Raw genomic sequence first — 25,097 nt, forward strand, 5'->3', positions numbered from 1 at the left:
CGAGTTCGTTCCCCGCATCTCCCCCAAATCCGTCGAGGCTTCATGAAGCACTCCGCTTTCTCCAGACTCTCCATTGCCTTCGCACTGCTGTTCAGCCTCTGGGGCTCCGCGGCGCATGCGAACGAATACGACGACGTGAACGCGCTGCTGCGCCAGGGCAAGTCGAACGAGGCGCTCGCCAAGGCCGACACCTACATCGCCGGCAAGCCACGCGACCCGCAGATGCGCTTCCTGCGCGGCGTGATCCTCACCGAGCAGAACAAGCAGGCCGAGGCCATCATCGCCTTCACCCAGCTCACGCAGGACTTTCCCGAGCTCTCCGAGCCCTACAACAACCTCGCCGCGCTCTACGCGTCGCAAAGCAAGTTCGACCAGGCGCGCGCCGCGCTCGAACAGGCCATCAAGCTCAACCCGAACTACGCCACGGCCCACGAGAACCTCGGTGACGTGTACGCCCGCCTCGCGGCGCAGGAATACGTGCGCGCCCAGCAGTTCGCCAGCACCAACCCCAGCGTCGCGCCCAAGCTCGCGCTGATCCGCCAGATCTTCACCTCGAAGACCGAAGCCGAGGCGGCCGCCCTGCCCGCCGCACCTGTGGTCATCCGCAAGCCGGTCGGCCGCGCCAGCAAATAATCTGTCGCCGCTGTCGCGGCACCGCCATGGTGTCGACGGCGCGGCACCGTTCCTCCATCCGCACACGGAGTCTCATTTGACGATCAACTCCTTCTCCCGTTTCAGCCGCCGCGGCGCCCTCGTGCTGGCCGCCGCATTCGCGTTCGCCGCCAGCGCCCATGCGCTAGCGGCCACGCCGCGCGTCAAGCTCGCCACGTCGGCGGGCGACATCGTGGTCGAACTCGACGAGGCAAAGGCGCCCAAGACGGTCGAGAACTTCCTGCAGTACGTCAAGGACAAGCACTACGACGGCACGGTGTTCCACCGCGTGATCGACGGCTTCATGATCCAGGGCGGCGGCTTCACGGCCGACCTGCAGCAAAAGCCCACGCGCGCGCCCATTCCGCTGGAAGCGAGCAACGGCCTGAAGAACGACAAGTACACGATCGCCATGGCCCGCACCGGCAACCCCAATTCGGCGACCTCGCAGTTCTTCATCAACGTGAAGAACAACGACTCGCTCAACGCGCCCAACCCCGACGGCTACGGCTACACCGTGTTCGGCAAGGTCGTCGCCGGCACCGACGTGGTCGACAAGATCCGCGCGGTGGCCACCGGCAACAAGAACGGCATGCAGAACGTGCCGCTCGAGGCCGTCACCATCAAGTCCGCCACCGTCGTGGCGAAGTAATCGGATCGGTTTTCGAATCGGTTTTTCCCTTCCCAAGCAGGAGCCCAATCATGAGCAACCCCCAAGTCGAACTGCACATCAAGAACCTCGGCGTGATCACGCTCGAGCTCGACGCCGCCAAGGCGCCGAAGTCGGTCGAGAACTTCGTCGCGTACGTGAAGAAGGGCCACTACGACAACACGGTGTTCCACCGCGTGATCCCCGGCTTCATGGTGCAAGGCGGGGGCTTCGAACCCGGCATGAAGCAAAAGCCCACCGACGCCGAGATCCAGAACGAAGCCAACAACGGCCTGAAGAACGACACCTACACCGTGGCCATGGCCCGCACCAGCGCGCCCCACTCGGCCACCGCCCAGTTCTTCATCAACGTGGCCGACAACGGCTTCCTGAACCACACCGCTCCCTCGGCCCAGGGCTGGGGCTATGCAGTGTTCGGCAAGGTCATCGCCGGCACCGAAGTGGTCGACAAGATCAAGGCCGTGAAGACCGGTCGCAAGGGCTTCCATGACGACGTGCCGCTCGAGGACGTCGTGATCGAAAAGGCCGTCGTCACCGCGGAATGACCCGCAACCGGCGCAACGCACTCGCGGCAGCGACAGCAGCATGAGCACGGCGGCGAGCCCAGCCTTCCCGGAGCTGGTGGCGCCGCCCGCGTGGCGCACGGTCGACCTCATCTCCGACCTGCACCTGCAGGCCGGCGAACCCGCCACCTTCGAGGCCTGGCAGGGCTATCTGCAGACCACGCCGGCGGACGCGCTCATCATCCTGGGCGACCTGTTCGAGGTGTGGGTGGGCGACGATTCCGCCGCGCAGCCAGGCTTCGAGGCCCAGTGCGCCGAACTCCTGCGCCGCACCGCGCAGCGCATGCCCGTGTTCTTCATGCACGGCAACCGCGACTTCCTCGTCGGCCCCGCGTTCGCCGCGCAATGCGGGCTCACGTTGCTCGACGACCCGACCGTGCTGGTGCTGCACGGCCAGCGCTGGCTGCTGAGCCACGGCGACATCCTTTGCCTCGAGGACACCGAGTACCTGAAATTCCGCGCGCAGGTGCGCACGCCCGAATGGCAGGCCGCGTTCCTCGCCCGGCCGCTTGAAGAGCGCCGCGCGCTCGCGCGCTCCATGCGCGTGCAGAGCGAAGACCGCAAGCGCAATCCGTCGATGGTCTGGGCAGATGTCGATACGCCGGCCGCGCGCGACTGGCTGCGGCAGGCCAACGCCCACGCGCTGGTGCACGGCCACACGCACCGCCCGGCCGACCACGACCTGGGCAGCGGCCTGCGCCGCATCGTGCTGAGCGACTGGGATGCCGCCGCGCACCCGCCGCGCGCGCAGTTGCTGTGCCTCTCGGCTGCCGGCGCGCAGCGCGTCGACCTGCGCTAGCCGCGCCGCCGCCAGCAATGTTCAAGTGGCTGCGCCGCCTGCGCGCCCTGCCCCCGATCCCCGAAGCCGCGTGGCAGGCCACGCTCCGGCGCTACGCCTTCCTCGGCGCGCTGCCCGAAGCCGACCGGCAGCGGCTGCGCTCGCTCACCGCCGGGTTCCTGCGCGACAAGGAATTCCACGGCGCCAAGGGCTTCACCATCACCAACGAGGTGGCGCTGGCCATCGCGGCGCAGGCCGTGCTGCCGGTGCTGCACCTCAAGGGCGGGCTGAATTGGTACGACGATTTCGTCGGCATCGTCGTGCACCGCTCCGAGGTGGTGGCGCGGCGCAAGGTGATCGACGAGGCGCAGGTGGTGCACGAGTACGGCGAAGTCGTGGCCGGCGAGGCCATGGAGCGCGGCCCCGTCATGCTGAGCTGGGACGACGTGCTGGCCAGCAGCATCACCAGCGAGCGCGGCTACAACGTGGTGATCCACGAGTTCGCCCACAAGATCGACATGCGCAGCGGCGACGCCAACGGCTGCCCGCCCCTGCCGCCGGGCTTCGCCGGCCAGCGCAGTTCGCGCGCGGCCCGTGAGGCGTGGCTGGCCGTCCTGCAGCCCGCGTACGACCACTTCCGCGAGCAGACCATCAAGGCCGAGCGCTTCGGCACTGAAGCACCGTGGCTCGATGCCTATGGCGCCACCTCGATCAGCGAGTTCTTCGCGGTGGCCTGCGAGGCCTACTTCGTGAACCGCCCGAACTTCGCGCGCGACTTCCCCGGAGTGCTCGCGATCTTCGATGAATTCTTTCTGCCTAAAAGGCCCTGAACGCACGTCCAGCCTCAGTTGTCAGCTATCTATTTGATAGCAATTCAACCCTTAACATCGACGGGTTATCAACTCGTCCAAAAAGGCACACAACATGAGGGATTGGTTCTATCAGCTCACGGGCAAGGCGTGGATCGCGCTGGTGTTCGGCATCGGCATCCTGGGCTGGGCAGCGTATGCACAGTTCAAGGCCAGCGCGGACACGCACGGCACCGCCGTCGAAGACCTGGTCGCGAAGAGCGGCACGATCGTCAGCGGCAGCGAAGTCACCGAAACAACCAAGCGCCGCCGCGGCGGCAGCAGCACGCGCCGCTACTTCGTGCTCGACGCCAGGCTGTCCGACGGCAACACCGAGAAGTGGCGCGTCGATTACGCAGTCGGCCGCAGCAAGCTGGAGCCGCTGATCGACGAAGCCGTCGAAGTGCGCGTCGATCCCTCGGACAACAACCTGGTCTACGAAGTGAAGCTCAAGGGCAAGCCCGTGGTGTCGCTGGCCGACGTTCAGAAGATCATGGAGGTCAAGGACAAGGCCGCGGCATCGAGCGCCACCGACAAGGGCACGCTGATCGTCGGCGCCCTCGCCCTGCTGCTGGGCATCGGCGGGCTGCTGATCCGCCGCAAGATCCGCGACGGCTATCTGGCCGAGCAGGCTGCGGCAGTGCAGACGCCAGCCATTGGCGAGAAGGTCTGAACCCGGCTGCAAGGCTCTTGCGCAACTGCACCAAAGAAGAAGGCGCCCCGCGGGGCGCCTTTTTCGTGGCCGGAAAGCCGCTTGCTCCCTACTTGCGCAGCAGCGCCTTCAGCGCGTTCTGCAGGCGCCGCGCGCTGGCGGCGTCGTGCGCCGCGGCGAGCACCTTGCCGGCATCCTGGCCCCAGGTCTGGGCGGGCGCCGGGTCGCCGCGCTTCGTCAGCAGCTTGAGCTGCAGGGCACGGCGCGCTTCGAGTTGCTCGGCGGGCGTCGGCACTTCGGCGGCCATTTCGAGGCGCAGCAGCGCTTCGGCGGCGTCGTTCGCGGCAGCCGAGGGCGCGGAGCCGATGGCTTGCGACCAGCCGCTGCGCACTGCCGGCGTGACCGCGCGGCCCAGCTCCTGGATGCTCGGCAGACGGCTGGCGTCGCGCTGCTCCCAGGCGCCCAGCACCTGCGTCAGGGCTTCGCCGTGCGCCTGCGCGGCAAGCTTGCGCAGCGCCATGTCGGCGCGCTCGAGTGCCTCGCGTTGCGCGCGGAAGGCTGCATCGCCCAGGCGCGGTCCGCGATCTTCGCGCGGCGGGCGGTCGCCGAAACGGCCGCCGGGCGCGCCACGGTCGCCACCACGAGGGGCTCCACGGTCACCGCGATCGCCACGATCACCACCAGGACGCCCCGGGCCCCCGGCACCGGGGCGGCCGCCATCGCGACGGTCGCCGAAGCGGCCGCCGGCACCGCCGCGCGCGGCAGGTGCCGGCTCGGCCTTCTTGCTGCTCGGGCGGTCGTCGCCGCGCATCGCCACGACGGGCTTGGGCGCGGCCTTCGGCGCTGTGGCCGGCGCTTCGACTGCTGCGGCTTCGCCGGCGTCGTGCGCCGCGCCATCGGTGCGGGCCGAAGCGTCGGCGCCGTCGGCGGGTGCAACGAGGTCAGCCGAAGCCGCAGGAGCTGCGGCCTCGGCGGGCGTGCCGGGCGATGCTTCCGCGTCGCTCGGGCTCGGCGCCTGTTCGGCGCTTTCGCTGAATTCGGCGGCCGCCTGCCCCGGCGCCACGACTTCGGTCGCGCCGACCGACGGACCGTCGGCCTTGGGCGCGGGCGGCGGCGCCTCGCCACGCAGCGCGCCTTCGAGGCGAGCGATGGCGGCGCGGATCTTCTGCGCATCGCCGCCGGCATTGGCCGCGTCGAGCGCCTTGGACGCCTCCAGCACGTTGCGGTCGTGCTCGTTCATCGCAGCCGAGGCCTTTTCACGCTCGGCGGTCTTGCGGTTGAAGGCTTCGTCGATGGGGGCACGGAAGGCGTCCCACAGCTTCTGTTCCTGGCGGCGGTCGAGCGGCACGGTCTGCGCCTCGGCCTGCCAGCGCTGCTGCAGCGCCTTTACGGCGTCGATGCGCAGCACCGGCTGCGCGCCGAGTTCGGTCGCCTCGGCGATCATGGCCTGGCGGCGCTCGATGCTGGCCTTCTGCGCGGTCTCGAACGGCGCACGGGCGGCGCCGAAGGCTTCGTTCCACAGCGGCTGGAGCTCGGCGAACACCTTCTCGCCCACGTGGCCGGCATCGCGCCAGCGGTCGGCGAACTGGTGCAGCGCGCGGTTGTGTGCCTTCAGGTCGGTGGCGCCGGCATGCTCGGCGGCCCAGGCCTTGACCTCCTCGATCAGCGCGACGCGCAGCGCGCGGTGCTCGGCCGCGTCGGCGCGGACCTTCTCGAGCCAGGCCTCGACCACCTTGTGGGCTTCGTTGCAGGCTTCGTCGAAGCGCTTCCACAGCGCGTGGTTCGGCACGCCGCCCTGGTCGGCCTGCTTCCACTGGTCGCGCAGCGAGCGCAGCGTTTCCTGCATCTTGCGGCCGCCGAGGGCCTGGCCTTCAGGGCGCTTGAGCAGGCCCTCGGCCTTGGCGACCAGGTCTTCGCGCACCTTGTCGGCGCTCCAGCGCTGCCAGCCTTCGAGTTCGCCGGCGGCGACCAGCGCGGCATGCACGCGGGCCTCGAGCGGTGCGTCGACCAGCTTGCCGTGCTCCTTGAGCACGGCGCGCAGCGCGGCGGCCGCGCCGGCGCTGGCCTTGCCGTGGCCTTCGGCAGTTTCCTGCTCGAGCTTGGCGAGCGCGGCCTGCACGGCTTCCTGGGCGGCGGCGCGCACGGCCGGGTCGACCTTGGGCGCAGCCGGACGAGCGGGAGCAGCGGGCTTGGGCGCCACGACTTCACCGCGCGCGGCGCGCAGCTCGTCGGCCCACACGGGCACAGGCGGCAGCGGCGCGGCGGCATCCGCGGCGGCGGCAACGGCCTGGGCCAGCGCGCTGTGGAAGGCGTCGGACACCACCAGCAGTTGCGACCTGGACGATTCGAGCTGCGGCGCGAACTTGGCGTCGAGGCTGTTCCAGTTGGCATCGGCCACGATCTCGGCGGCCTGCTGCTGCCAGTGCGTGACGTCGGCGCGCAGCGATTCCTCGGCGACCTGGGCATCTTGCCAGCCCTTGGTGGACAGCACCTCGAAGCGCTGCGCCAGCAGCACTGCGGCTTCGCGATGCACCTGCGCACGGTGCTGCAGGTCTTCGATGCCCTTGACGCGCTCCGACAGCTTGAGCTTCAGGCCGGCCAGCGGCTCGCGCGACAGCGGAGCCCCGGCCTTGGCGGCATCGCGCTGCCAGGCGAGCGCGTCGGCGATGTTGAGCTTGGACTGGGCGAGCAGCGCTTGCGCCTTCTGGGCCCATTCGGCGGCGATCGCCTCCTGGCCCTTGGCGCGCTTGAGCTCGTCGAGTTTTTCGCGCAGCAGGCGCGCGGCGCCCTTGTCACGCCCGCTCAGCTCCTTGAAGACTTCCTGCATCTGCTCGGGCGCGGGGTTGCCCGCGAGCCAGTCGCGGATGCGCGCGGCGCGCTCGCCGGAGGTCGGCGCGGTGAAGGCGCCGCCGGTCAGCGTGTCGAGGGCCTGAATGTCGTGTGGCTTGGAAGGAGTAGAGGTCACTGCGCGAAATCGTTGTCTTGGTAGAGAAAGCGAAGGCGCCGGCAAAGGCCGGCGCACGTCGACATTTTCACCCACTTGCGGCCGGCCACTGAATTCCGTCGTGAAACGGAGGTGCTCGGCGGGGTCGTGGGCGGGGAAGCTGGCGGACTACATATATAGCAAGCCTTGGGAAAAAACCAAGTCGGCGCAACGGATCGGGCCGCCGCGCCGTGCCTGTTCAGCCCTACTTCATGGTCAGGCTGAGCTCGGCGCCCGGCTTCCAGTCGCTGCCGCTGGCGCTGGTGCGCACCGCGCCCAGGAAGAGCCGCTCGCTCGGCAGCTTCTTCGCAAGCAGGTAGTCGCGCACCGCCGCGCCGCGCTCCACGGCGAGCTGGCGCATCGACTCCTCGTCGACGGGCACGCTGGCGAACAGCAGCTTTTCCATGTCCTGCAGCGGCAGGTCCTTCGCCAGGCCGACGATGTTGCGCGGCTTCGTGATGTCGGCGCGCTTGTACACGGCGGTCAGCAGCTCGGGGTATTCGGCGTCGGTGACGGGCGGCACGTCGGTGCCGGTCTGGCCGCCGCGCACCGCGACGCGGCGCTTCTCCGCATAGGCAAGCTGGCGCACCCGCTGGCGCTGGTAGGCATCGCGCTCCTTCTCGAGGCTGGAGGTGCCCACCACCGTCATCTGCAGCGTGGGCCGGTCGGTCAGCGCCTTGGCGACCTTGTCCAGGCTTTCCCTGGCGGAGGCGCTCAATTCGGAACTGCCGGGTTCGAAGGTGATGGCGCTCGATTCGCCGCTGCCGCCGCCCAGGCCGCCCGTGAGCAGGCTGAACGGCGCCGTCACCGCCTTCACGACCAGGTTGACCACGGCCTTCCAGATCAGCGGGCCGACGCTGAACTGCGGGTCGTTGAGCGAGCCGCTGAGCGGCAGGTCGACGTCGATCACGCCGTTGCGGTCGGCCAGCAGCGCCACGGCGAGCTTCACCGGCAGGCTGTTGGTGGACCCCGCCACCTCGTCGCCGAACTGCAGCTGGTTGAGCACCAGCTTGTTGGTGGCCGTGAGCTGGCCGTCCGGCGCGACCTTGTAGTTGACGTCCATGCTCATCTTGCCGCGCTCGATGCCGTGGCCGGCGTAGCGCACCGAGTATGGCGACAGCGGCGCCAGGTCGAGGTCGCGCATCCTGGCGGTGATGTCGAGTTCGAGCGGCTTGGCCAGCGGGTTGAGCTTGCCGGTGATTTCCAGCGCCGCGGTCTGCTGCGCCTTGCCGCGCAGCTCGAGGTCGGCGAGCGCGGGCCGGCCGCTCTCGCCCTTGGGCGGGTTCGACGAGAACGAGCTGAGCTTGCCAGTCAGCTCGCTCAGGTCGGCCGAGTAGTTGGGCTTGACGAACAGGTCGGTGAAGTCGATCTTTCCGTTGACCAGGCTCATCGGGCCGAAGTTGATGACCGGCGCCGGCCCCGAATCGGCTGGGGCCGCCGGCGCGGCAGCGGTTGCCGCCGCCGCCGGCTTGGCGGGTTCGGGAGCCGCGCCGACCATTTCCTCGGCCGACATCGGCCTGCCGCCGGCGGCCTTCGGCGCCGAGGCCTTGGCTGCCGTGGTGGTGGTCGTGCCGCCCGGGCCCTTGCGGGTGCTGGCCTCGCCAGCTGCCGCGGCGGCAGCGGCCGCTTCGGCCTCGCCCTTCTTGGTCAGGCTCAGCAGGTTCAGCCGGCCGGTGGGGTCGACGATCACGCGGGCAAAGAAGTCGGTCAGCGTGGTTTCGCGCACGTCCACGTTCGGCGGGGCGTTGGGCGCGAGGCTGACCTGCAGGCCGCGCAGGCTCAGCGTCTTCCAGCTCAGCAGCTGGTTGTTGTTGCGGTCGAAGCCGGGCGACTGGGTCAGCGAGACGCTGTTGGCGCGGAAGTCGTCCAGCGCGGTGTCGCCGGCCAGCTTGACGCTCATGCCCGCCGGCGACGTCGCGTAGCGCACCGTGCCGCGATAGCTCGCGAAGGCGCGGCGGATGTCGACATTGAGGGAATCGGCGTAATAGGCCTTGAAGGCGTGCGCGGGGAAGGACGCGATCTCCACCCTGCCCTCGGCCGCCAGCGGCTTGAGCACGATGTTGCCCTTGTAGTCGAAGCGGCCGGGGTCGGAACGCCCGGAGCCGATGCGGCCCGAAACCTCCAGCGGCGAAGTCGTATTGGTTTCGGGCGCGAGCTTCTGGGCGTGCAGCTTGAAGGCCGTGACCTCGACCGTCACCGGCGTTGCGCCTGCCTTGTCTGAATAAGAGAGCGCGCCGTTGTCGACCGCCAGCGTGCCGACGGTCAGCGCCCAGGGCTTGGTGTTGGCACCGGGCTGCGGCGTTTGGGCGGCCGCGGGCTTGGGTGCGGCGACCTTGGCTTCGGCCTCTTTCGTGCTGCCACTGGCGGGCGTCTTGAGCCAGCGCTCGAACATCCAGCGCTTCTCGCTGTCACGCTCCACGCGGATCTTGGGGTTGGTCGCGGTGAACGAAGCCACGTTCAGCGTGTGCTTCGTCATGTCGGCCTCGGCGTCGACCAGCTCGAAGCGCCCGACACTGGCCAGCGCGGTCTTGCCCTGGGTCAGCGCCAGGCCGTCGGCAGCAACGCGGCGCGCCTTGAACTTCAGGTCGGGCTGGGCCCAGGCGATGTCGATCTGGCCGCTGAGCTTGCCGTCGAGCGTGGGCTCGAGGCTCTGTGCCAGATAGGGGGCGGCCAGCGACAGCGGCAGCGCGTCGACCTCGGTCTGCACGTCGGCCACCTTGTCGGTGGCGCTGCCCTTGAACTTGAGCGAGGCGCCGGCGACGGCAGTGCTGCCGCTGAACTCGGCCGGCTTCTCCATCGGCCAGGTGACGCCCGCGACGTCGATGCCGAGGTCGGTCAGGTCGACGGCCGCGGCGGGGTTGACGGTTTCGTCGCGCCAGCCGATGCGACCGCCGTTCAGGGCCACCTTGTCCACCTGCACCTTCAGCGCCGGCTTCGGCGCGGGCTTGCCTGCCGCCGGCGCGCTAGCCGCCGCGGCGGGCGGCGGGGCGACCTTCTCCGCCGCACCGGTCGCCGGGTCGGTCGCGAGCAGGTTGAGCCTGCCGGCCGCGTCGCGGGCCACGGCGAGCTGAGGGTTGGCCAGGGCCACCTCGCTCAGATGGAACACCGACTCCAGCGGACGCACGTCGGCCAGCCCCAGCTTGAGCGACTCGAAGGCCAGCAGGTCGCGCCCGCGCGCGTCGGCGACCTTGGTGGTGTGGGCCTCGACCGTGCCGGTGATCTTCAGCCCGGTAGTGGCGGCCTGCTCGAAGCCGATCTTCAGGTCGGCGTCCAGGCTGCCCGCCTGCAGCTTCACCGGCAGGCCGCCCGGGATGTAGCCGAGGTACGGCACCAGGTCGAGCCCCTTGAACTGCACGTGGGCGTCGGTCTTGCGGCTGTCGGCGAAGGGCGTGGTGAAGGCGGCCGAGTCGAACTTGCTGCCGTTGAGCGCGAAGGCGAGCTTGGGCTCGGTGTTGATGTCGCGCTTGGAGTCGAGGTTGCTCAGGAAAGGCACCTTGAGCACGAAGTCGCGCAGCTCGTGCTTGCGCTTGACGGTCTGGTCGTCGAAGTCGACCGAGCCGCCATTGATCGCGATGTTGTAGATGGCGAAGCGCGCGGGCTTGGCGTTCGGGTCGGGCGGCGGGCCGGCCGCGAGCCTGGCCAGGATGTCGTCGATGTCGTACTTGCCGTCGGCCAGGTGGGTGAGCAGGATGGCCGGGCCGTCGATGGTGACGGCGTCGATCACCGGCGCGAGGCGGAAGATCGACTGCAACTCGGCGTCGGCATAGATGCGGTTGACCGCCACCTGCGGCTTGCTGCCATCGGCGGTGGCAATGCGCAGGTCGTCCAGGGTGAGTTCGAGGGTCCAGGGCTTGAAGTCGATCTTGCCGACGGTGACCTGGCGGCCGAGCTTCTCGCTCGCGATCTTCTGGAGCTGGCTCTTCGCGATCGGCGGCACTGCCAGCCAGGCGATGACCCAGATGGCCAGCAACGAAAGCAACGCGACGATCCCACGCCGCACCCATTTGTTCTGTTTGATCGAAGCTACGTCCATCGCTGGAGTGTGCCGCAAACATGCGCCGACGCTAGGTACGCAGAAAGGACGCAGGCCTCGTCCCGGAAGAATTACCGAAGAAAGGTCTTCATCGGCTCTCCCAGATGAAGAAAGCCCGGTGAGTCGACGGAATGTCTAGTCACCGGGCTTGATGGCGGGCCCAAAACCCATGCCATCGATTCGCGCGACGGGAAGTCAATGGTTCCCGCCGTGCTGGCAGCAAGAGATTGCCACCGTGGCTCCTCGACCGCCGAACCCTCGGACTTGCACCTCGGGTTTCCCGGGCCTCGGAAGAACGCCTGAAAAGCCAGGCCCGTCCAGATTAGGCGTCGCTCCCTCCGATTGCAAACGTGTTTTACAAAGGGATTTCCCCTAAGCCGAAACGCCTCGGTGAGAGCCATTTTTTAAACAACTATTAGCATAAAAAAACAAATACTTATACTTGACCGGGTATTTAGCCACGCTAGAATCCGCGCTGCCCTGACTGCCCGACGCAGAGGGGCCACCTGAATCCGCTGCCGAATTCCCCCGGCTTGATCAGGCCGCCGCGCTCCCAACCAACCCCACACTCCTTGCGCGGAGCCTGATTCGTACCAATCCAAGCGCCGCTGCCTTCATCCCTCGCCTTCGATGGCGTTGCGAATCGGGTGCCGCACAGAAAGGAAGAGCGATGAACAAGGCGTTTGATGTCACGGCCCGCGGGCTACGGACTTTCCTGTCCGATGTGGCAGACGGCTTTTTTGAAATCACCCACAACGGGTTTGCACTGGTCGGTCTGGCCATCGTGTTCGCGGCCCTCGCCCTGGTGGCACGGCCCGACCTGCGCAAGACCGGCGAAGAGGAACTGATGGGCTGGCTGCAGTCGCGCAAGCCCGCGCCCGAAGCCACCGACCTCGAGCCGACCGCCATCGAGCGCACCACGGCCGCGAGCCCCGCCGACCTGCCCAAGCAGCAGGCGGCCGTGGCCTACTGGCTGAGCAAGAAGTACCGCGTGGCCGCCGAGCCGCTGAGCGTGCTGGTGGCCGAGGCCTACGGCATCGGCAAGCGCACGAAGATCGACCCGACCCTGATCCTCGCGATCATGGCCGTCGAATCCAGCTTCAATCCCTTCGCCCAAAGCCAGGTCGGTGCCCAGGGCCTGATGCAAGTCATGACCCGCGTGCACGGCGACAAGTATGAAAGCGCGGGCGGCACGCTCACCGCGTTCGACCCGGTCACCAACATGCGCGTCGGCGTGAAGGTGCTGCAGGAATGCATCGCCCGCGCCGGCTCCCTGGAAGGCGGCCTGCGCTACTACGTGGGCGCGGCCAACCTCGAGGACGACGGCGGCTACGCCGCCAAGGTGATGGCCGAGCACGAGCGCCTGCTGCAGGTCGCCAACGGCCGCGCGCCGTCGACGATCACGCCGACCGTGCGTCCGCAGCCGATCCCGGTGGCGGCGCCTCCCGCCAAGCGCGAGGAAGGCAGCGAGCCGGCGAAGGTGGCCCTGCTCTCCTCCGTTTCCTGAAGGAGTTTTCGCCGCGCGGGTACAGCCTCCTGAGCTACACTCGCCCGGTACGCGACTGGCGATAGGCGCAGCACTCTGCAAGGTGCCCCGCGCTGACGTGGAATACCACTGGGAAGCGTACCGCCTGGTCACACAGGCGTTCAGCCGTTCGCCTGGGCAGCCCTTGTTTGGTTGAAGAACAAGGACCTCGTCTTCAAAGGACTGCCATGTACCAACGCAATATCCTGGTCGAACAGACCGACCCCGAAATCTGGGCCGCGATTCAAGCCGAGAACGCACGCCAGGAACACCACATCGAGCTGATCGCCAGCGAGAACTACGCCTCCCCGGCCGTCATGGCCGCACAGGGCTCGCAGCTCACCAATAAATACGCCGAAGGCTACCCGGGCAAGCGCTACTACGGCGGTTGCGAGCACGTCGACGTGGCCGAGCAGCTGGCCATCGACCGCGTCAAGCAGATCTTCGGCGCCGACGCCGCCAATGTGCAGCCGCACTGCGGCGCCTCGGCCAACGAAGCCGTGATGCTCGCCTTCCTGAAGCCCGGCGACACCATCATGGGCATGAGCCTGGCCGAAGGCGGCCACCTGACCCACGGCATGCCCCTCAATATGAGCGGCAAGTGGTTCAACGTCGTGAGCTACGGCCTGAACGACAAGGAAGAGATCGACTACGACGCGATGGAGCGCAAGGCGCATGAGCACATGCCCAAGCTGATCATCGCGGGCGCCTCGGCCTACTCGCTGCGCATCGATTTCGAGCGCTTCGCCAAGGTGGCCAAGGACGTCGGCGCGATCTTCATGGTCGACATCGCCCACTACGCCGGCCTCGTGGCTGCGGGCGTGTACCCCAACCCGGTGCCGCACGCCGACATCGTCACCTCCACCACCCACAAGAGCCTGCGCGGCCCGCGCGGCGGCATCATCCTGATGAAGTCGCAGCACGAGAAGGCCATCAACAGCGCGATCTTCCCGGGCCTCCAAGGCGGCCCGCTGATGCACGTGATCGCCGCCAAGGCCGTCGCGTTCAAGGAAGCCATGTCGCCCGAGTTCAAGGCCTACCAGCAGCAGGTGGTCAAGAACGCCCAGATCGTGGCCGAGACCCTCACCCAGCGCGGCCTGCGCATCGTGAGCGGACGCACCGAAAGCCACGTGATGCTGGTCGACCTGCGCGCCAAGGGCATCACCGGCAAGGAAGCCGAAGCCGTGCTGGGCAGCGCCCACATGACGATCAACAAGAACGCGATCCCCAACGACCCCGAAAAGCCGATGGTCACCAGCGGCGTGCGCATCGGCACCCCCGCCATGACCACCCGCGGCTTCAAGGACGAAGAGGCCCGCATCACCGCCAACCTGGTTGCCGACGTGCTCGAGAACCCGCGCGACGCGGCGAACATCGAAGCCGTGCGCGCCAAGGTTCACGCCCTGACCAGCCGGTTCCCGGTCTACCGCTGATCTGTTGTCGGCCCGTAGAAAGAAGAAAGAAGTCCTGGCCGCATGAAATGCCCGTTTTGCGGCCATCTTGAAACGCAGGTCGTCGAGACCCGGGTTTCGGAAGACGCCGACTTCGTCCGCAGGCGCCGCCAGTGCAGCGCCTGCGACAAGCGCTTCACCACCTACGAGCGGCCCGACGTCAACTTTCCCGTGGTCGTGAAGAAGGACGGCAGTCGCGCCGACTTCGACTCGACCAAGGTGCGCGCCTCCATGATGCTGGCGCTGCGCAAGCGCCCCGTGAGCATCGAGCAGATCGACAACGCGCTGCTGCGCATCGAGCAGAAGCTGCTGGCCAGCGGCCTGCGAGAGATCGACTCGACCAAGGTCGGCGAGCTCGTCATGCGCGAACTCAAGAAGCTCGACAAGGTCGCCTACGTTCGCTTCGCCTCGGTGTACCGCAGCTTCGAGGACGTGGACGAGTTCCGGCAGCTGCTGCGCGACATCTGATCGGCGCTGCCGCCCTTGCCCGGCCGGCCCTCAGCGGGTCCAACAGAGCTGAACCAGCGAATCCGCGACGCTCGTGCGTCCTCCGGCCAGCTTGGCTCCTTGATGGTTCACCGTGAGCGTGCCGCACTCGTCTGCGGCTGAAGCGCCCTGAGGTACGGCCTTCAGGGTGTAGCTGCTCTCGCTCCTGTCGACATAGCCGATGTCGTAGCTGGCCGAGCCGGACGACGGCGACTGCTTCAGCCCGGCCGGCAACGCAACGCTGGTGGGCGGATATCTGCCGTTGGCCGTCAGGTAGCGCTCGTTCCATTGCGCCGCCTGCAACAGTTGCTGCTTCGCATCGGCACGCTTGGCCCGCAGCACATAACGCGTATAGCTGGGATATGCGATGGCGGCGAGGATACCGATCACCGCCGTCACGATCATGAGTTCGATCAGCGTGAAGCCGCGCGAACGAGTTTGCCGGCTGGCTTGTGCTCCGGGATGGTTGTCCATGGCTTTCGTTTCAGTTGCTCGAGATCAGGCTGCGCCAGCCGAAGCGGCGCACGTTGTCCGGCCGGGTGACTGACTTGCAGTCGCCCGCGGCATTGCAGATCACCTCCGTGCCCTTCTGCCGGTTCTGCGGCTGCAGGACGAGGTCGCTTCGGCCGGAGCGGTTTCGGAACCCCGCGTAGGCGCCCACCGCGCCGGCCGTGGTGTACGAAATGCCCGCCGGCGCGGAGCCGCTGAAGAAGTCGATCAGCAGCGACCACCCGTCGTCGCCCGTTCCCGCCGTGCAGTCGACAGAGTTGCTGCTCGATCCGGGGATGGTTGTCGAGAACAGGCCGATGCCGCTGCCCAATGCTTGGCCGGGATAGACGACGCGCTCGCCCGCCGTCGGCAGCTTCAGATACCAGCCGCGCCGGGCCTGCGAACCGCCGAAGCTCACGCCGTTGCGGGAGACGGTGCGCAATTCGGTATCGCCTTCGTGGACGGGGGTATCCCCGATGGTCTGCGCCACCAGGTCGGTGGAGGCCGCGGTGCCGGAGCTCCCGTTGGCCGGGTCACGGATGCCGTAAAGGTATTGGTCCGCAGTGGAGCTTTCGTCGCCCGAGGCGAACAGCCGTCCGGTGCCGAACACCACCATGTAGCCTCCTCGAGGATGCCCGACCACGAGGGGCGCTGCCGTGATCGGCTGGCCCGCGCCTGCCGCGAACAACGGCTTGTCGTCGAGGCCGGAGGCAGACTCCGAACCGGCCGCGCGGCGCTTGTCGAAGGGCCCGATGGTGGCCGTCCACCGGCGGCTGTCGGTGCTGCTGAGGTCGAACTTCCAGAGATTGCCGAGCAGGTCGCCGGCGTAGACGAGATCGACCTTGCCGTCGCCATCATGGTCCACCGGACGTGGCGCGGACAGCCCGTTGCCCGTGTCTTTCCCCTGCGTGGCCGGGGCGGGAATCTTGAGGATCTCCTTGTCGCCATCGAGATACTGGATCCACAGCACGGCTTTCTCGCTCTTGCTGTTGTAGCCGTTGCCCAGGATCAGGGCCTTCCGGTCGTTGCTCAACTGCGCGACCTGAAGCGCCCGCCCCGAGAAGGAATCGAGCGCGGGCTGCTGGAACTGATGGCCCAGGTCGTCATCCGCAAGCGCGGTCGTGTCGATCAGCGCGATGCTGGCGGCCTTGCGCTCGTCGACGTTCTCGGGCCTGGTGACGTCGAGCACGAAGTAGCCCTTGCCACCCGCGCCCAGCGTGCCGACCAGCAAGGACTTCCAGTTCGCCGCCTTCTGCTCGTCGGTCGTCCTGGCCGGGGATTTCTGCCCCATGTAGATGTCGGCGACGAAGGGACTGCCGTCGACGTAGTACCGATGGGTGTAGCCGGCTTCGCTGAGCCGATTGAGATTCGGCGCCGCCGCCGTGCCGTAGAGGCCTTCGGGCACGTAGGCGAACGCCTCCTTGCCGGTGCTCGCGTTGAACGCATGCAGCATGCCGTCGTTGGCGCCGACATAGAGCATCGGCGCGCGGGAGATGGCAGCGAACGCCGCATAGGCCTCGCCGGTGAAGCCGCTCTTGGGCTGTCCCTCGTACCAGACGCTGGAGCCCACGATGTCGCCGAGCACATGGCCGCGCTTGCGGAACTGGCGGCCGGCGCCCTCGTTGCTGCGATCGCCGCGCAGGAAGTCGAGCACGGCCCGGCCGAGGGCGGTGCTCTCGGTGTCGGTGTCGGTGCTGGCCTTGAGCGCGGCCCTCTGCGCGTCGCTCAAGTCGGCCCACCTGAACGGCACGCCCGCGCCGGTGGTCGCTGCGCGGCCCGCAGACGCAGCCGTGGTGCCGGAGAAGCTGAGCACAACGCGGTCCCGGTCGTGTGCGCCAGTGCTTGCCATGCGGGTATCGAGCAGGTCGCGCGCCGACCAGTCGGCTTTGGCAGCGAGCTTGCCGTCGGTGCCGAACTTCGTGGCGCTGAGTCTGCCGGACCAGTCGGCCGTGTCGTAGCCGGCCTGATAGACGGAAGTGCCTGTCGAGACCCTGGAAGCGCTTGCCGAGATGGATGTCAGCGGTGTGCTGGAGTTGACCAGAACCTGTCCGAGGATCGATCTGAATGCGCTGCTCAGGGCTTTGGCATTGGAAGCCGGCGTGAACGTGCCGCGGCTGTTCAGGGCGGCATGCCAGAGGTCCATTCGAGCATTGCCGTTGAACGGATCAAGCCATTGGATCGAGCCATCGACCACGCCGGCATAGTCTTCGCTGTAGGTAGGCTGCGAGGCCGTCGTCGAGATTTTCGGTCGAGACCACCAGGTGCCCGCGGCACCGAACCCGATGAAGTGGGTCGTCAGGTGCTGCCAGGTGGCCGGATCGTTCTTGGGGTTCCAGTACTCGGAGACCTTGGCGCGCCCCACTGTCACGTCGCCAGGCTCGGCAATGATCTTCTTCAGGTTGTTCGGCACGCCGGGTTGCAGGTCACGGGCCCAGTACTCGAAGGCCAAGTCGGCGAGCGTCGGGCGCTTCATCCTCCCGAAGTTGTCGGCATAGGGTGGGCGCGGCGCATAGAGGGTGCCGTCGGGGAGCGAGCGGTGCGTGCCATCTTCGTTGGCGACGATGGGCATGAAGCTCTCCAACCCCGAGGGCGGCCAGTAGTCGCCATCGGTCATGAAGATGTGGAACGACCTGCGGCAACCCGATTGCGAGGCTCCGGCCACACCCGGATCATCCGAGAAGGGGCTGTGCTGGCCAGTGGTCTGCATGTACTCGCCCGCACGGGCCATCATTTCGTGAAGAGGCGTGCCTCCCGTCGCCTGGATGGCGTTGACCCAGGCCATGAAATTGGCGCGGTGCGTCCGGTCCAGCGAACGCATCAGGTTTGCGTTGACGCGTCCGCCGATCCTGCAAGGAAGCGCGGCGCTTCTGAATGCAGCGCAGTTGCGATCGCTGCGATCGTCGTTCAGCGCCTGCCAGGCGAGGCGGATGCGGTGATCGGGAATATTGGCCTCCGAGAAGTTCTCCCTGAGAGCAGCCTGCAGGGCAGCCATGCCGCTGCCGTACATGCTTCCGGAGTTGTCGACGGAAACGATCACGTTCGGCGCCGGCTCCGCGACCGCGGAATTTCGCGGCACCTGCGCCAGCGGATACTGCGCGGCGTGCACGACGGTCTGTGCCAACACCAGGCTGGACACGACGGCGCGTCCTGGCAGCTTCCTGATCCTCATCTCTTTCTCTCCCAATATTCAGTTCACCCCGGAGACCGGGTCCGGATCGAAGGACACCTGCAGCTCGACCTTCGTCGCATCCCCTTTGCCGTTGCCGCTGCGCGCTCCCGTGGCAGTCGCCGTGATGCGATACAGCGGGTATTTGCTGTTCCGTCGGTCGATCACCTCGATCCAGTACCTGGCGCCGTCCAGCGCCGGGCTGCCGGCCTTGGGCGCTCCGGTGAACTCGCCGTACCTGGCGGACTTGGCCTTGTAGGCATCGCCGCGCCAGAAGCGGTAGGCCTCGCTGCCGTCGGCGGCGGCGACCGAATCGGGTTCGGAGAAATAGCAGATGCCCCGCTCGCAGCTGTTGGGGCCGGCGTTCATGTAGGCGGTGACCCAGCCCGTATCCCGGTCGGGAAAGACGCGGCCGTCTTCTGCCTTGCGGCAGCGCGCCGTGGCGAGTGCCGAACACGCCACGTAGGTCTTGCTCGCGGAATCGAAGGCCAGTTGCCGGATGTCGCGCTCCGCATCCAGCAGCGCTGCCTCGGCAGCCTCGAAGGCGCGCTGGTATTCGCGCTGGTTACCCGCCATCGACTCGAGAAGCACCGCGGTGCGCGCCCCGCCGATCAGCAGCAGGGCCGAAAGCAGCAGCATGATCATCACGATGAACAGCGTGAAGCCATGCTGCGCCGGCAGTTTGCTGGCCAGCCTGTGGGCGGGACCTGTCGCCTTCGCCGTGCTCACAACGCCCCCAGGTCGTTTCGCAGCGAGAACACTGCCGTATAGACACGCCGCAGCTTGCCGTCGCCGCTCGTCTTCGAGACCCCGTCGCAGTCGACGTAGCTGCCTGCAGGGTTGCTCCTCGAGGTGCCCGCGAGCTGCAGGCAGATGCGTACCGTCCGGACGTCGCGAAAGCCCTCATCGACGTCGTCGGCCTTCACGTAGCGCACCACCTGCCGGCTTCCGGACATGGCGCTGACCCCGTACATGACGTCGAAACGCTCCACGCCGTCGATGACCGGCTGCGGAATCGCGTTGCCGCTTCCCTGGCACCTGAGCGTGTAGTTCGACACATAGAACTCGCTGGTGATGAGCCGCGCGTTGCCCTGCGCTTCGGGGGCGGTACGGTCGTATTCGCCGCCCGAAGACCGCCCTGGCTCCTGACCCAGGCAGTCCTTGAAATAGTCGGGGTTCGGCGCGTAGCCCAGCTTCAGCTTGTCGTTGCCGGAGCCGCTCTCGGACTCCACGCCCTTGATCGCGAAGAAGGCGGGCTCGTCTGTCAGGTTGGTGTCCCGGCCGGCGGTGGTGTTGAAGTAGTAGAGCGGCTCGGTGGGATCGATGGGGATGTAGCCGGCCTGCCGTATCTGCTGGCCCAGCAGCCTGAAAGCCAGCGCCGAGGACTGGTTGAGCGTGTTGACGTCGTCGCCGGTCATGGCGGTACTGCGCGTGCCGAGCATGGCCGCGATGGCGGCCAGCACGATCAGCATGCCGACGACCAGCGCGACGAGGAACTCGACCAGCGTGAAGCCGGATGGCGTTCGGCGCTTCATGGCTGCGGCACCGCGACGGCGACTTCGAGGCAGGCCTTGCCCGTGGGGCACTGCCAGTCCGGGTCGGGCGCGATCGGGTCGAGCACTGCCGGCTCGTCCCAGGCGACATGCAAGAACAGCATGCCGCCCGCCGTCGCGCTGGCCTTCACGTCGGCCACCCCGCCGGGCAAGGCAGCAGCTACCGCGCGCTTCCAGCCCCAGATATCGTGCGCCGCCAGTTCGGCGGCATTGCATGCAGCCCTGGCTCCCTCGCAGGACGGCTTGGGGCCGCTGGCTGCTGCGGCCGACCAGTCTGTCACGTACTTGCTGGGCGTCGTCGCCGCTGCTGCGGGATTGGCGCGGATGCGATCGGCCATGTCGCCGGCGAGTTGCATCGCGAGGTTCTGGTTGCTCGCGCCGACGCTGTCGACCAGCACGCGAACCTGGAAGCCGGCCAGCGCCAGCAGGCCCAGCGATAGCACGAGCAGCGCGACGAGCGCCTCGATCATCGAGAAGCCCCGCTGCACCTGTTGCACCCGGCGAAAGCAAAAGCGCTTCATGAGCACGGGCCGTCCCCCTTCACCAGCCGCATGCGCCCGCCGAGCGCGAGGCATACCGCGACGATGTTGGATGAATCGGCGCTGCCGGCCGGACGAAGGCGAAAACGGCCCGGACCGGTCGAGTAGCCCATGGGGTCGAACGACATGGCGCCAGCCGCGCCCTTCTCGATGGAGACACGGCCGTCGGGGTCCTGGCGCTTGAGGAATTCGGCGGCGTCGCCGCTTCCGACCAGCGTCTCCCAGCCGCAGCTCCAGTCCCGGCCCTGGCACCCCGTGCGCTGCTGCATGGTCACCTTCACCCCTCGGCGAGCCGCCTCGGCGCGGGCATCGGCGATGCTTGCCATCAGCGCCTTGGCCATGGCTTCGACCCGATACCGTTCGACGAGGCCGTTGAAACTCGGCAGCGCCAGTCCCAGCATCACGGCCATCAGTACGATCACGACCATCATCTCGATGAGCGTGAAGCCTCGTTCGGACGCGCAGAATCCGTTGTTGTCCATGTCTTGCCGCCCGCCGCCTTGCACCTGCGTACCGGACGGGCGCTCCTCCCTGATTTCGATGGGCGCGAATTCTATTTATCCGATTTACCGCTGGCCGGCCAATAACGCCAATTGCGCGACAGGCGGTCAGAACAAATGGACTGGCGGCAAATTGTTTTCGATGGATTTCGAAATTGACATTTGCAATTCAATTGATTTAACAAAAGAATGACAAAACAAAATCCGAATTTCATGATCCAGGCCCTGGATCTCGCACGCCAGGCCGGCCCCGAGACCGATCCGAACCCCCGCGTCGGCTGCGTGCTGGTGGCCCCCGACGGCGCGGTGATCGGCCAGGGCCATACCCAGCAGGTCGGTGGTCCGCATGCGGAGGTGATGGCGCTGCGCGATGCGGCGGCACGGGGCAATTCAGTCGTTGGCGCGACGGCCTGGGTCACGCTGGAGCCCTGCTCCCACCACGGCCGCACCGGCCCGTGCTGCGATGCGCTGGTGGCGGCCGGCGTGGGCCGGGTGGTGGCGGCGATGGCCGACCCCAATCCGCTGGTCGCCGGCCAAGGCTTCGAGCGGCTGCGCGCCGCCGGGGTCGAAGTCGAGGTCGGGCCCGGCGCCGACGACGCACGGGAGCTCAACCTCGGCTTCTTCAGCCGCATGGTCCGCAAGACGCCGTGGGTGCGGCTCAAGGTCGCGGCCTCGCTCGATGGCAAGACCGGCCTGCACAACGGCGTGAGCCAGTGGATCACGTCCGAGCCCGCACGCGCCGACGGCCACGCCTGGCGGGCGCGCGCGAGCGCGGTGCTGACCGGCGTGGGCACCGTGATCGAGGACGACCCCAGGCTCGACGTTCGCCTCGTGCAGACCACGCGGCAGCCGCGCGTGGTGGTGGTCGACAGCCAGCTCCAGACCCCCCCGGGCGCGAAGCTCTTCATGCCCGGCCGCCCAGTCTGGATCTACGCGGCGGTGCAGGATGAACGGAAAGCCGCCGCCCTCGAGGCGCGCGGCGCCACGGTCACCTGCCTGCCCAATGCGCAGGGCAAGGTCGACCTGGTGGCGATGCTGAAGGATCTTGCCCGCCGCGAGGTCAATGAATTGCACGTCGAGTCCGGCCACAAGCTCAATGGCTCGCTGCTTCGCGAAGGCCTGGTCGACGAATTGCTGGTCTATCTGGCGCCGAAATTGATCGGCGACGGACTGGATATCGCCTCCGGCATTCACGCCGGCGGCCCGCTGACTGAATTGGCGGGCGCCCTGCCCCTCGAATTCCGAAACTTCGAGCAGATCGGCCCCGACCTGCGCATCGTCGCCAGGATTGCCGGACGGGATACCTTCTAGCCCGGCCGCCGCGTAGCCCCTTCGTTCTCTGCGAAAATGCCGGGATGTTCACCGGAATCATCACCGGCGTGGGGCGCATCGCCGCCATCCACGACCTCGGCACCACCTCCTCCCATGGCAAGAGACTCAGCATCGAGGTGCCCGCGGGCTACCTCGACGACGTCGGTCTCGGCGACAGCATCGCGCTCAATGGCGCCTGCATGACGGTCACCACGCTCGCTCCCGAGCGCCAGCAGTTCACCATCGACATTTCCGCCGAATCCCTCGACAAGACCGCGGGCCTGACCGACGAGGGCAGCCGCATCAACCTCGAGAAGGCCCTGCGCGCGAGCGACCGCCTTGGCGGCCACATCGTGTCGGGCCACGTGGACGGCATCGGCAGCGTCAGCCGGTTCGAGCCGGTCGGCGAAAGCTGGGAACTGCGCGTGGTCGCGCCCGTCGCGCTGGCCCGCTTCCTCGCCTACAAGGGCTCGATCACCATCAACGGCGTGAGCCTCACAGTCAACAGCGTGAGCGACATCGCCGACGGCGCGGAGATCAGCATCAACCTGATCCCGCACACCGTCGAGAACACTTCCCTCGGCGGCCTGAAGGCCGGCTCGAAGGTCAACCTCGAAATCGACACCGTGGCGCGCTACGTGGAGCGCATGCTTCAAGCCGGCATGCTCACGACCACACCCAAGGACACTTCCAGATGAACGCCTCCGTCACGCCGATCGGCGCCGCCCCCAGCGCCGCGCGCGCACCAGCCCCGATCTCGTCGGTCGAGGAGATCGTGGCCGAGCTCGCCGCCGGCCGCATGGTGATCCTGGTCGACGAGGAAGACCGCGAGAACGAAGGCGACATCGTCATCGCGGCCGACCACATCACGCCCGAGGCGATCAACTTCATGGCCCGCCATGCGCGCGGCCTGATCTGCCTGACGCTCTCGCGCGAGATGTGCGAGCGGCTGCAGCTGCCGCCGATGGTCCAGCGCAACGGCGCCAAGCATTCGACCGCCTTCACCGTCTCCATCGAGGCGGCCGAGGGCGTGACCACCGGCATCTCCGCCGCCGACCGCGCGCGCACCGTGCAGGCCGCCGTGGCACCCAACGCCGTGGCCGCCGACCTGGTGCAGCCCGGCCACATCTTCCCGCTGCAGGCTGTGGACGGCGGCGTGCTGATGCGCGCCGGCCATACCGAAGCCGGTTGCGACCTCGCCGCGATGGCCGGCTGCTCGCCCGCTTCGGTGATCTGCGAGGTGATGAACGAGGACGGCACCATGGCCCGCCTGCCCGACCTGCAGGTGTTCGCGGCGGAGCACGGCCTGAAGATCGGCACGATCGCCGCGCTCATCGAGCACCGCAGCCGCGTCGAGTCGCTGGTCGAGAAAGTCGGCTGCCGCGAGATCCAGACCGCCTGGGGCAGCTTCACCGCCCACGCGTTCGTCGACAAGCCCAGCCGCGGCGTGCACCTGGCGCTGGTGCGCGGCAAGTGGGCGCCCGAAGAGACCGTGTCAGTGCGCGTGCACGAGCCGCTGTCGGTGCTCGACGCGCTCGAAATCAATCGCTCGCTGCACTCCTGGAGCCTGGACGCCAGCCTCTCGCACATCGCGAACGAGGACAAGGGCGTGGCCGTGCTGCTGAACTGCGGCGAAACCGCGAGCGAGCTGCTCGCGCAGTTCGACGGCACCGCGCGCCCCGCGCAGGCGCCCGAGCGCGGCCGCATGGACCTGCGCAGCTACGGCATCGGCGCGCAAATCCTGCGCGAATGCGGCGTGCACAAGATGAACCTGCTGGGTACGCCGCGGCGCATGCCCAGCATGGCAGCGGGCTACGGCCTCGAGATCGCCGGCTACCTCACGAAAGACTGAAACCATGCAAGGTGCAAACAAGGGAGCGGAATCGAAGCCGCTGAACGGAAAGGGCCTGCGCATCGGCATCGTGCAGGCGCGCTTCAACGCCGACATCACCGACGCGCTGGCCTCGGCCTGCCTCTCGGAGCTCGAGGCGCTGGGCGTGGCTGCCAGCGACATCCACCATGTGCAGGTGCCGGGCGCGCTGGAAGTGCCCGTGGCGCTGCAGGCGCTCGCCGAGCGCGGCGGCTACCACGCGCTGGTGGCGCTGGGCTGCATCATCCGCGGCGAGACCTATCACTTCGAACTCGTGGCCAACGAATCGGGCGCCAGCGTGAGCCGCGTGGCCCTCGACTACCGCCTGCCCATCGCCAACGCGATCCTCACCACCGAAAACCTCGAGCAGGCCGTCGCCCGCCAGACCGACAAGGGCCGCGACGCTGCCCGCGTGGCTGTCGAGATGGCACAACTGCTGGCCACCCTTTCATGACCGAAGACAGCTCCAAGTCCCTCAAGGCCCTGAAGGCCGCCGGCGAAAAGCCCAGGCAGTCGCGCGTGGGCCTCACCAGCACCGGTGCGCGCAAGGCCTCGGCCAAGTCGAACCGCACCCGTGCGCGCGAGTTCGCGCTGCAGGCGCTCTACCAGCACCTGGTGGGCCGCAACGACCCGACCGACATCGACCACTTCACGCGCGACCTCGCCGGCTTCCACAAGGCCGACGCGCTGCACTACGACGCGCTGCTGCACGGCTCCATCGAAGGCGCCGAGCAGCTCGACGCGCTGATCCGCCCGCTGCTGGACCGCAAGTTCGAGGAAATCTCGCCCATCGAGCACGCCGTGATGTGGATCGGCGTCTACGAGTTCCAGAACTGCCCCGACGTGCCCTGGCGCGTGGTGCTCAACGAGTGCATCGAGCTCGCCAAGGAATTCGGCGGCACCGACGGCCACAAGTACGTGAATGCCGTGCTCAACGGCCTGGCGCCACAGCTTCGCCCGCTCGAGGTCGAAGCCGACCGGGCTTCGGGAAAAGCAAGGGCATGAGCGGCAACGCTCGGCCGACCGAGG

Annotated in this window: 22 protein-coding genes and 1 riboswitch; of the genes, 14 read left to right on the forward strand and 8 right to left on the reverse strand. The window is 67.8% G+C overall.

Going from position 1 to position 25,097, the window contains the following annotated elements:
- The first annotated feature begins 42 nt into the window (after positions 1 to 42).
- The 6 genes from ABL838_RS17580 (at position 43) to ABL838_RS17605 (ending at position 4,183) form a co-directional block, all read left to right on the forward strand.
- On the forward strand, positions 43 to 633 hold the full coding sequence (locus tag ABL838_RS17580; RefSeq protein WP_126023859.1) for a tetratricopeptide repeat protein: 591 nt from the start codon (positions 43 to 45) through the stop codon (positions 631 to 633).
- Between the two features lie 76 nt (positions 634 to 709).
- Positions 710 to 1,303, forward strand: coding sequence for a peptidylprolyl isomerase (locus ABL838_RS17585; RefSeq protein WP_418121308.1), 594 nt, complete (start codon positions 710 to 712; stop codon positions 1,301 to 1,303).
- Between the two features lie 50 nt (positions 1,304 to 1,353).
- On the forward strand, positions 1,354 to 1,866 hold the full coding sequence (locus tag ABL838_RS17590) for a peptidylprolyl isomerase (RefSeq protein WP_184637337.1): 513 nt from the start codon (positions 1,354 to 1,356) through the stop codon (positions 1,864 to 1,866).
- A gap of 40 nt (positions 1,867 to 1,906) precedes the next feature.
- Positions 1,907 to 2,683, forward strand: coding sequence for a UDP-2,3-diacylglucosamine diphosphatase (locus tag ABL838_RS17595; protein ID WP_418121309.1), 777 nt, complete (start codon positions 1,907 to 1,909; stop codon positions 2,681 to 2,683).
- Positions 2,684 to 2,700: 17 nt separating this feature from the next.
- Positions 2,701 to 3,492: a zinc-dependent peptidase gene (locus tag ABL838_RS17600; RefSeq protein WP_184637333.1), complete on the forward strand. Its 792-nt coding sequence runs from the start codon at positions 2,701 to 2,703 to the stop codon at positions 3,490 to 3,492.
- A gap of 94 nt (positions 3,493 to 3,586) precedes the next feature.
- Complete coding sequence (locus ABL838_RS17605; RefSeq protein WP_418121310.1) at positions 3,587 to 4,183, forward strand: hypothetical protein; 597 nt, start codon at positions 3,587 to 3,589, stop codon at positions 4,181 to 4,183.
- Positions 4,184 to 4,271: 88 nt separating this feature from the next.
- Here the strand turns inward: ABL838_RS17605 and ABL838_RS17610 are convergent, their stop codons facing one another.
- Both ABL838_RS17610 and ABL838_RS17615 read right to left on the reverse strand, forming a co-directional pair.
- Complete coding sequence (locus tag ABL838_RS17610) at positions 4,272 to 7,127, reverse strand: DUF349 domain-containing protein (protein WP_418121311.1); 2,856 nt, start codon at positions 7,125 to 7,127, stop codon at positions 4,272 to 4,274.
- Positions 7,128 to 7,350: 223 nt separating this feature from the next.
- On the reverse strand, positions 7,351 to 11,178 hold the full coding sequence (locus tag ABL838_RS17615; RefSeq protein WP_418121312.1) for a DUF748 domain-containing protein: 3,828 nt from the start codon (positions 11,176 to 11,178) through the stop codon (positions 7,351 to 7,353).
- Positions 11,179 to 11,848: 670 nt separating this feature from the next.
- Between ABL838_RS17615 and ABL838_RS17620 the strand changes: the two genes are divergently transcribed.
- The 3 genes from ABL838_RS17620 to nrdR all read left to right on the forward strand — a co-directional run bounded on the left by ABL838_RS17620 (position 11,849) and on the right by nrdR (position 14,622).
- On the forward strand, positions 11,849 to 12,685 hold the full coding sequence (locus ABL838_RS17620) for a lytic transglycosylase domain-containing protein (protein WP_126023851.1): 837 nt from the start codon (positions 11,849 to 11,851) through the stop codon (positions 12,683 to 12,685).
- A gap of 41 nt (positions 12,686 to 12,726) precedes the next feature.
- Positions 12,727 to 12,850: riboswitch (ZMP/ZTP riboswitch) on the forward strand.
- A 41-nt stretch (positions 12,851 to 12,891) separates the two neighbouring features.
- Positions 12,892 to 14,136: a serine hydroxymethyltransferase gene (gene glyA, locus ABL838_RS17625; RefSeq protein ID WP_126023850.1), complete on the forward strand. Its 1,245-nt coding sequence runs from the start codon at positions 12,892 to 12,894 to the stop codon at positions 14,134 to 14,136.
- Positions 14,137 to 14,178: 42 nt separating this feature from the next.
- Positions 14,179 to 14,622, forward strand: a complete 444-nt coding sequence (gene nrdR, locus ABL838_RS17630; protein ID WP_007836918.1) for a transcriptional regulator NrdR — start codon at positions 14,179 to 14,181, stop codon at positions 14,620 to 14,622.
- 30 nt (positions 14,623 to 14,652) lie between these two features.
- Here nrdR and ABL838_RS17635 read toward each other — a convergent pair whose 3' ends face one another.
- From ABL838_RS17635 to ABL838_RS17660, 6 genes are read right to left on the reverse strand one after another with little or no spacing between them, the layout of a single operon-like run.
- Positions 14,653 to 15,114, reverse strand: a complete 462-nt coding sequence (locus ABL838_RS17635; protein ID WP_418121313.1) for a type IV pilin protein — start codon at positions 15,112 to 15,114, stop codon at positions 14,653 to 14,655.
- 10 nt (positions 15,115 to 15,124) lie between these two features.
- On the reverse strand, positions 15,125 to 18,265 hold the full coding sequence (locus tag ABL838_RS17640; protein WP_418121314.1) for a pilus assembly protein: 3,141 nt from the start codon (positions 18,263 to 18,265) through the stop codon (positions 15,125 to 15,127).
- Positions 18,266 to 18,316: 51 nt separating this feature from the next.
- The gene (locus tag ABL838_RS17645; RefSeq protein ID WP_126023847.1) at positions 18,317 to 19,024 is read right to left on the reverse strand and encodes a pilus assembly PilX family protein; all 708 of its coding nucleotides are present in this window, start codon (positions 19,022 to 19,024) and stop codon (positions 18,317 to 18,319) included.
- The gene (locus tag ABL838_RS17650) at positions 19,021 to 19,830 is read right to left on the reverse strand and encodes a PilW family protein (RefSeq protein ID WP_418121315.1); all 810 of its coding nucleotides are present in this window, start codon (positions 19,828 to 19,830) and stop codon (positions 19,021 to 19,023) included. Before ABL838_RS17650 ends, ABL838_RS17645 begins: the two co-directional genes overlap by 4 nt.
- Positions 19,827 to 20,369, reverse strand: coding sequence for a type IV pilus modification protein PilV (gene pilV / locus ABL838_RS17655; protein WP_418121316.1), 543 nt, complete (start codon positions 20,367 to 20,369; stop codon positions 19,827 to 19,829). The genes ABL838_RS17650 and pilV overlap by 4 nt, the downstream gene beginning before the upstream one ends.
- Entirely contained in the window at positions 20,366 to 20,869 is a 504-nt protein-coding gene (locus tag ABL838_RS17660) for a GspH/FimT family pseudopilin (RefSeq protein WP_418121317.1), read from the reverse strand. The genes pilV and ABL838_RS17660 overlap by 4 nt, the downstream gene beginning before the upstream one ends.
- Before the next feature lie 207 nt (positions 20,870 to 21,076).
- Between ABL838_RS17660 and ribD the strand changes: the two genes are divergently transcribed.
- From ribD to nusB, 5 genes are read left to right on the forward strand one after another with little or no spacing between them, the layout of a single operon-like run.
- Entirely contained in the window at positions 21,077 to 22,198 is a 1,122-nt protein-coding gene (gene ribD / locus ABL838_RS17665) for a bifunctional diaminohydroxyphosphoribosylaminopyrimidine deaminase/5-amino-6-(5-phosphoribosylamino)uracil reductase RibD (protein WP_418121318.1), read from the forward strand.
- Between the two features lie 44 nt (positions 22,199 to 22,242).
- Entirely contained in the window at positions 22,243 to 22,896 is a 654-nt protein-coding gene (locus tag ABL838_RS17670; protein WP_184637311.1) for a riboflavin synthase, read from the forward strand.
- Complete coding sequence (gene ribBA / locus ABL838_RS17675) at positions 22,893 to 24,050, forward strand: bifunctional 3,4-dihydroxy-2-butanone-4-phosphate synthase/GTP cyclohydrolase II (protein WP_126023841.1); 1,158 nt, start codon at positions 22,893 to 22,895, stop codon at positions 24,048 to 24,050. Before ABL838_RS17670 ends, ribBA begins: the two co-directional genes overlap by 4 nt.
- A 4-nt stretch (positions 24,051 to 24,054) precedes the next feature.
- Positions 24,055 to 24,522, forward strand: coding sequence for a 6,7-dimethyl-8-ribityllumazine synthase (ribH, locus tag ABL838_RS17680; protein WP_126023840.1), 468 nt, complete (start codon positions 24,055 to 24,057; stop codon positions 24,520 to 24,522).
- Positions 24,519 to 25,073, forward strand: a complete 555-nt coding sequence (gene nusB, locus ABL838_RS17685; RefSeq protein ID WP_418116701.1) for a transcription antitermination factor NusB — start codon at positions 24,519 to 24,521, stop codon at positions 25,071 to 25,073. Before ribH ends, nusB begins: the two co-directional genes overlap by 4 nt.
- The last annotated feature ends 24 nt before the right edge of the window (positions 25,074 to 25,097 follow it).

The organism is Variovorax sp. 160MFSha2.1, from assembly GCF_048305075.1.
In the GTDB taxonomy this organism is placed as follows: Bacteria; Pseudomonadota; Gammaproteobacteria; order Burkholderiales; family Burkholderiaceae_C; genus Variovorax; species Variovorax guangxiensis.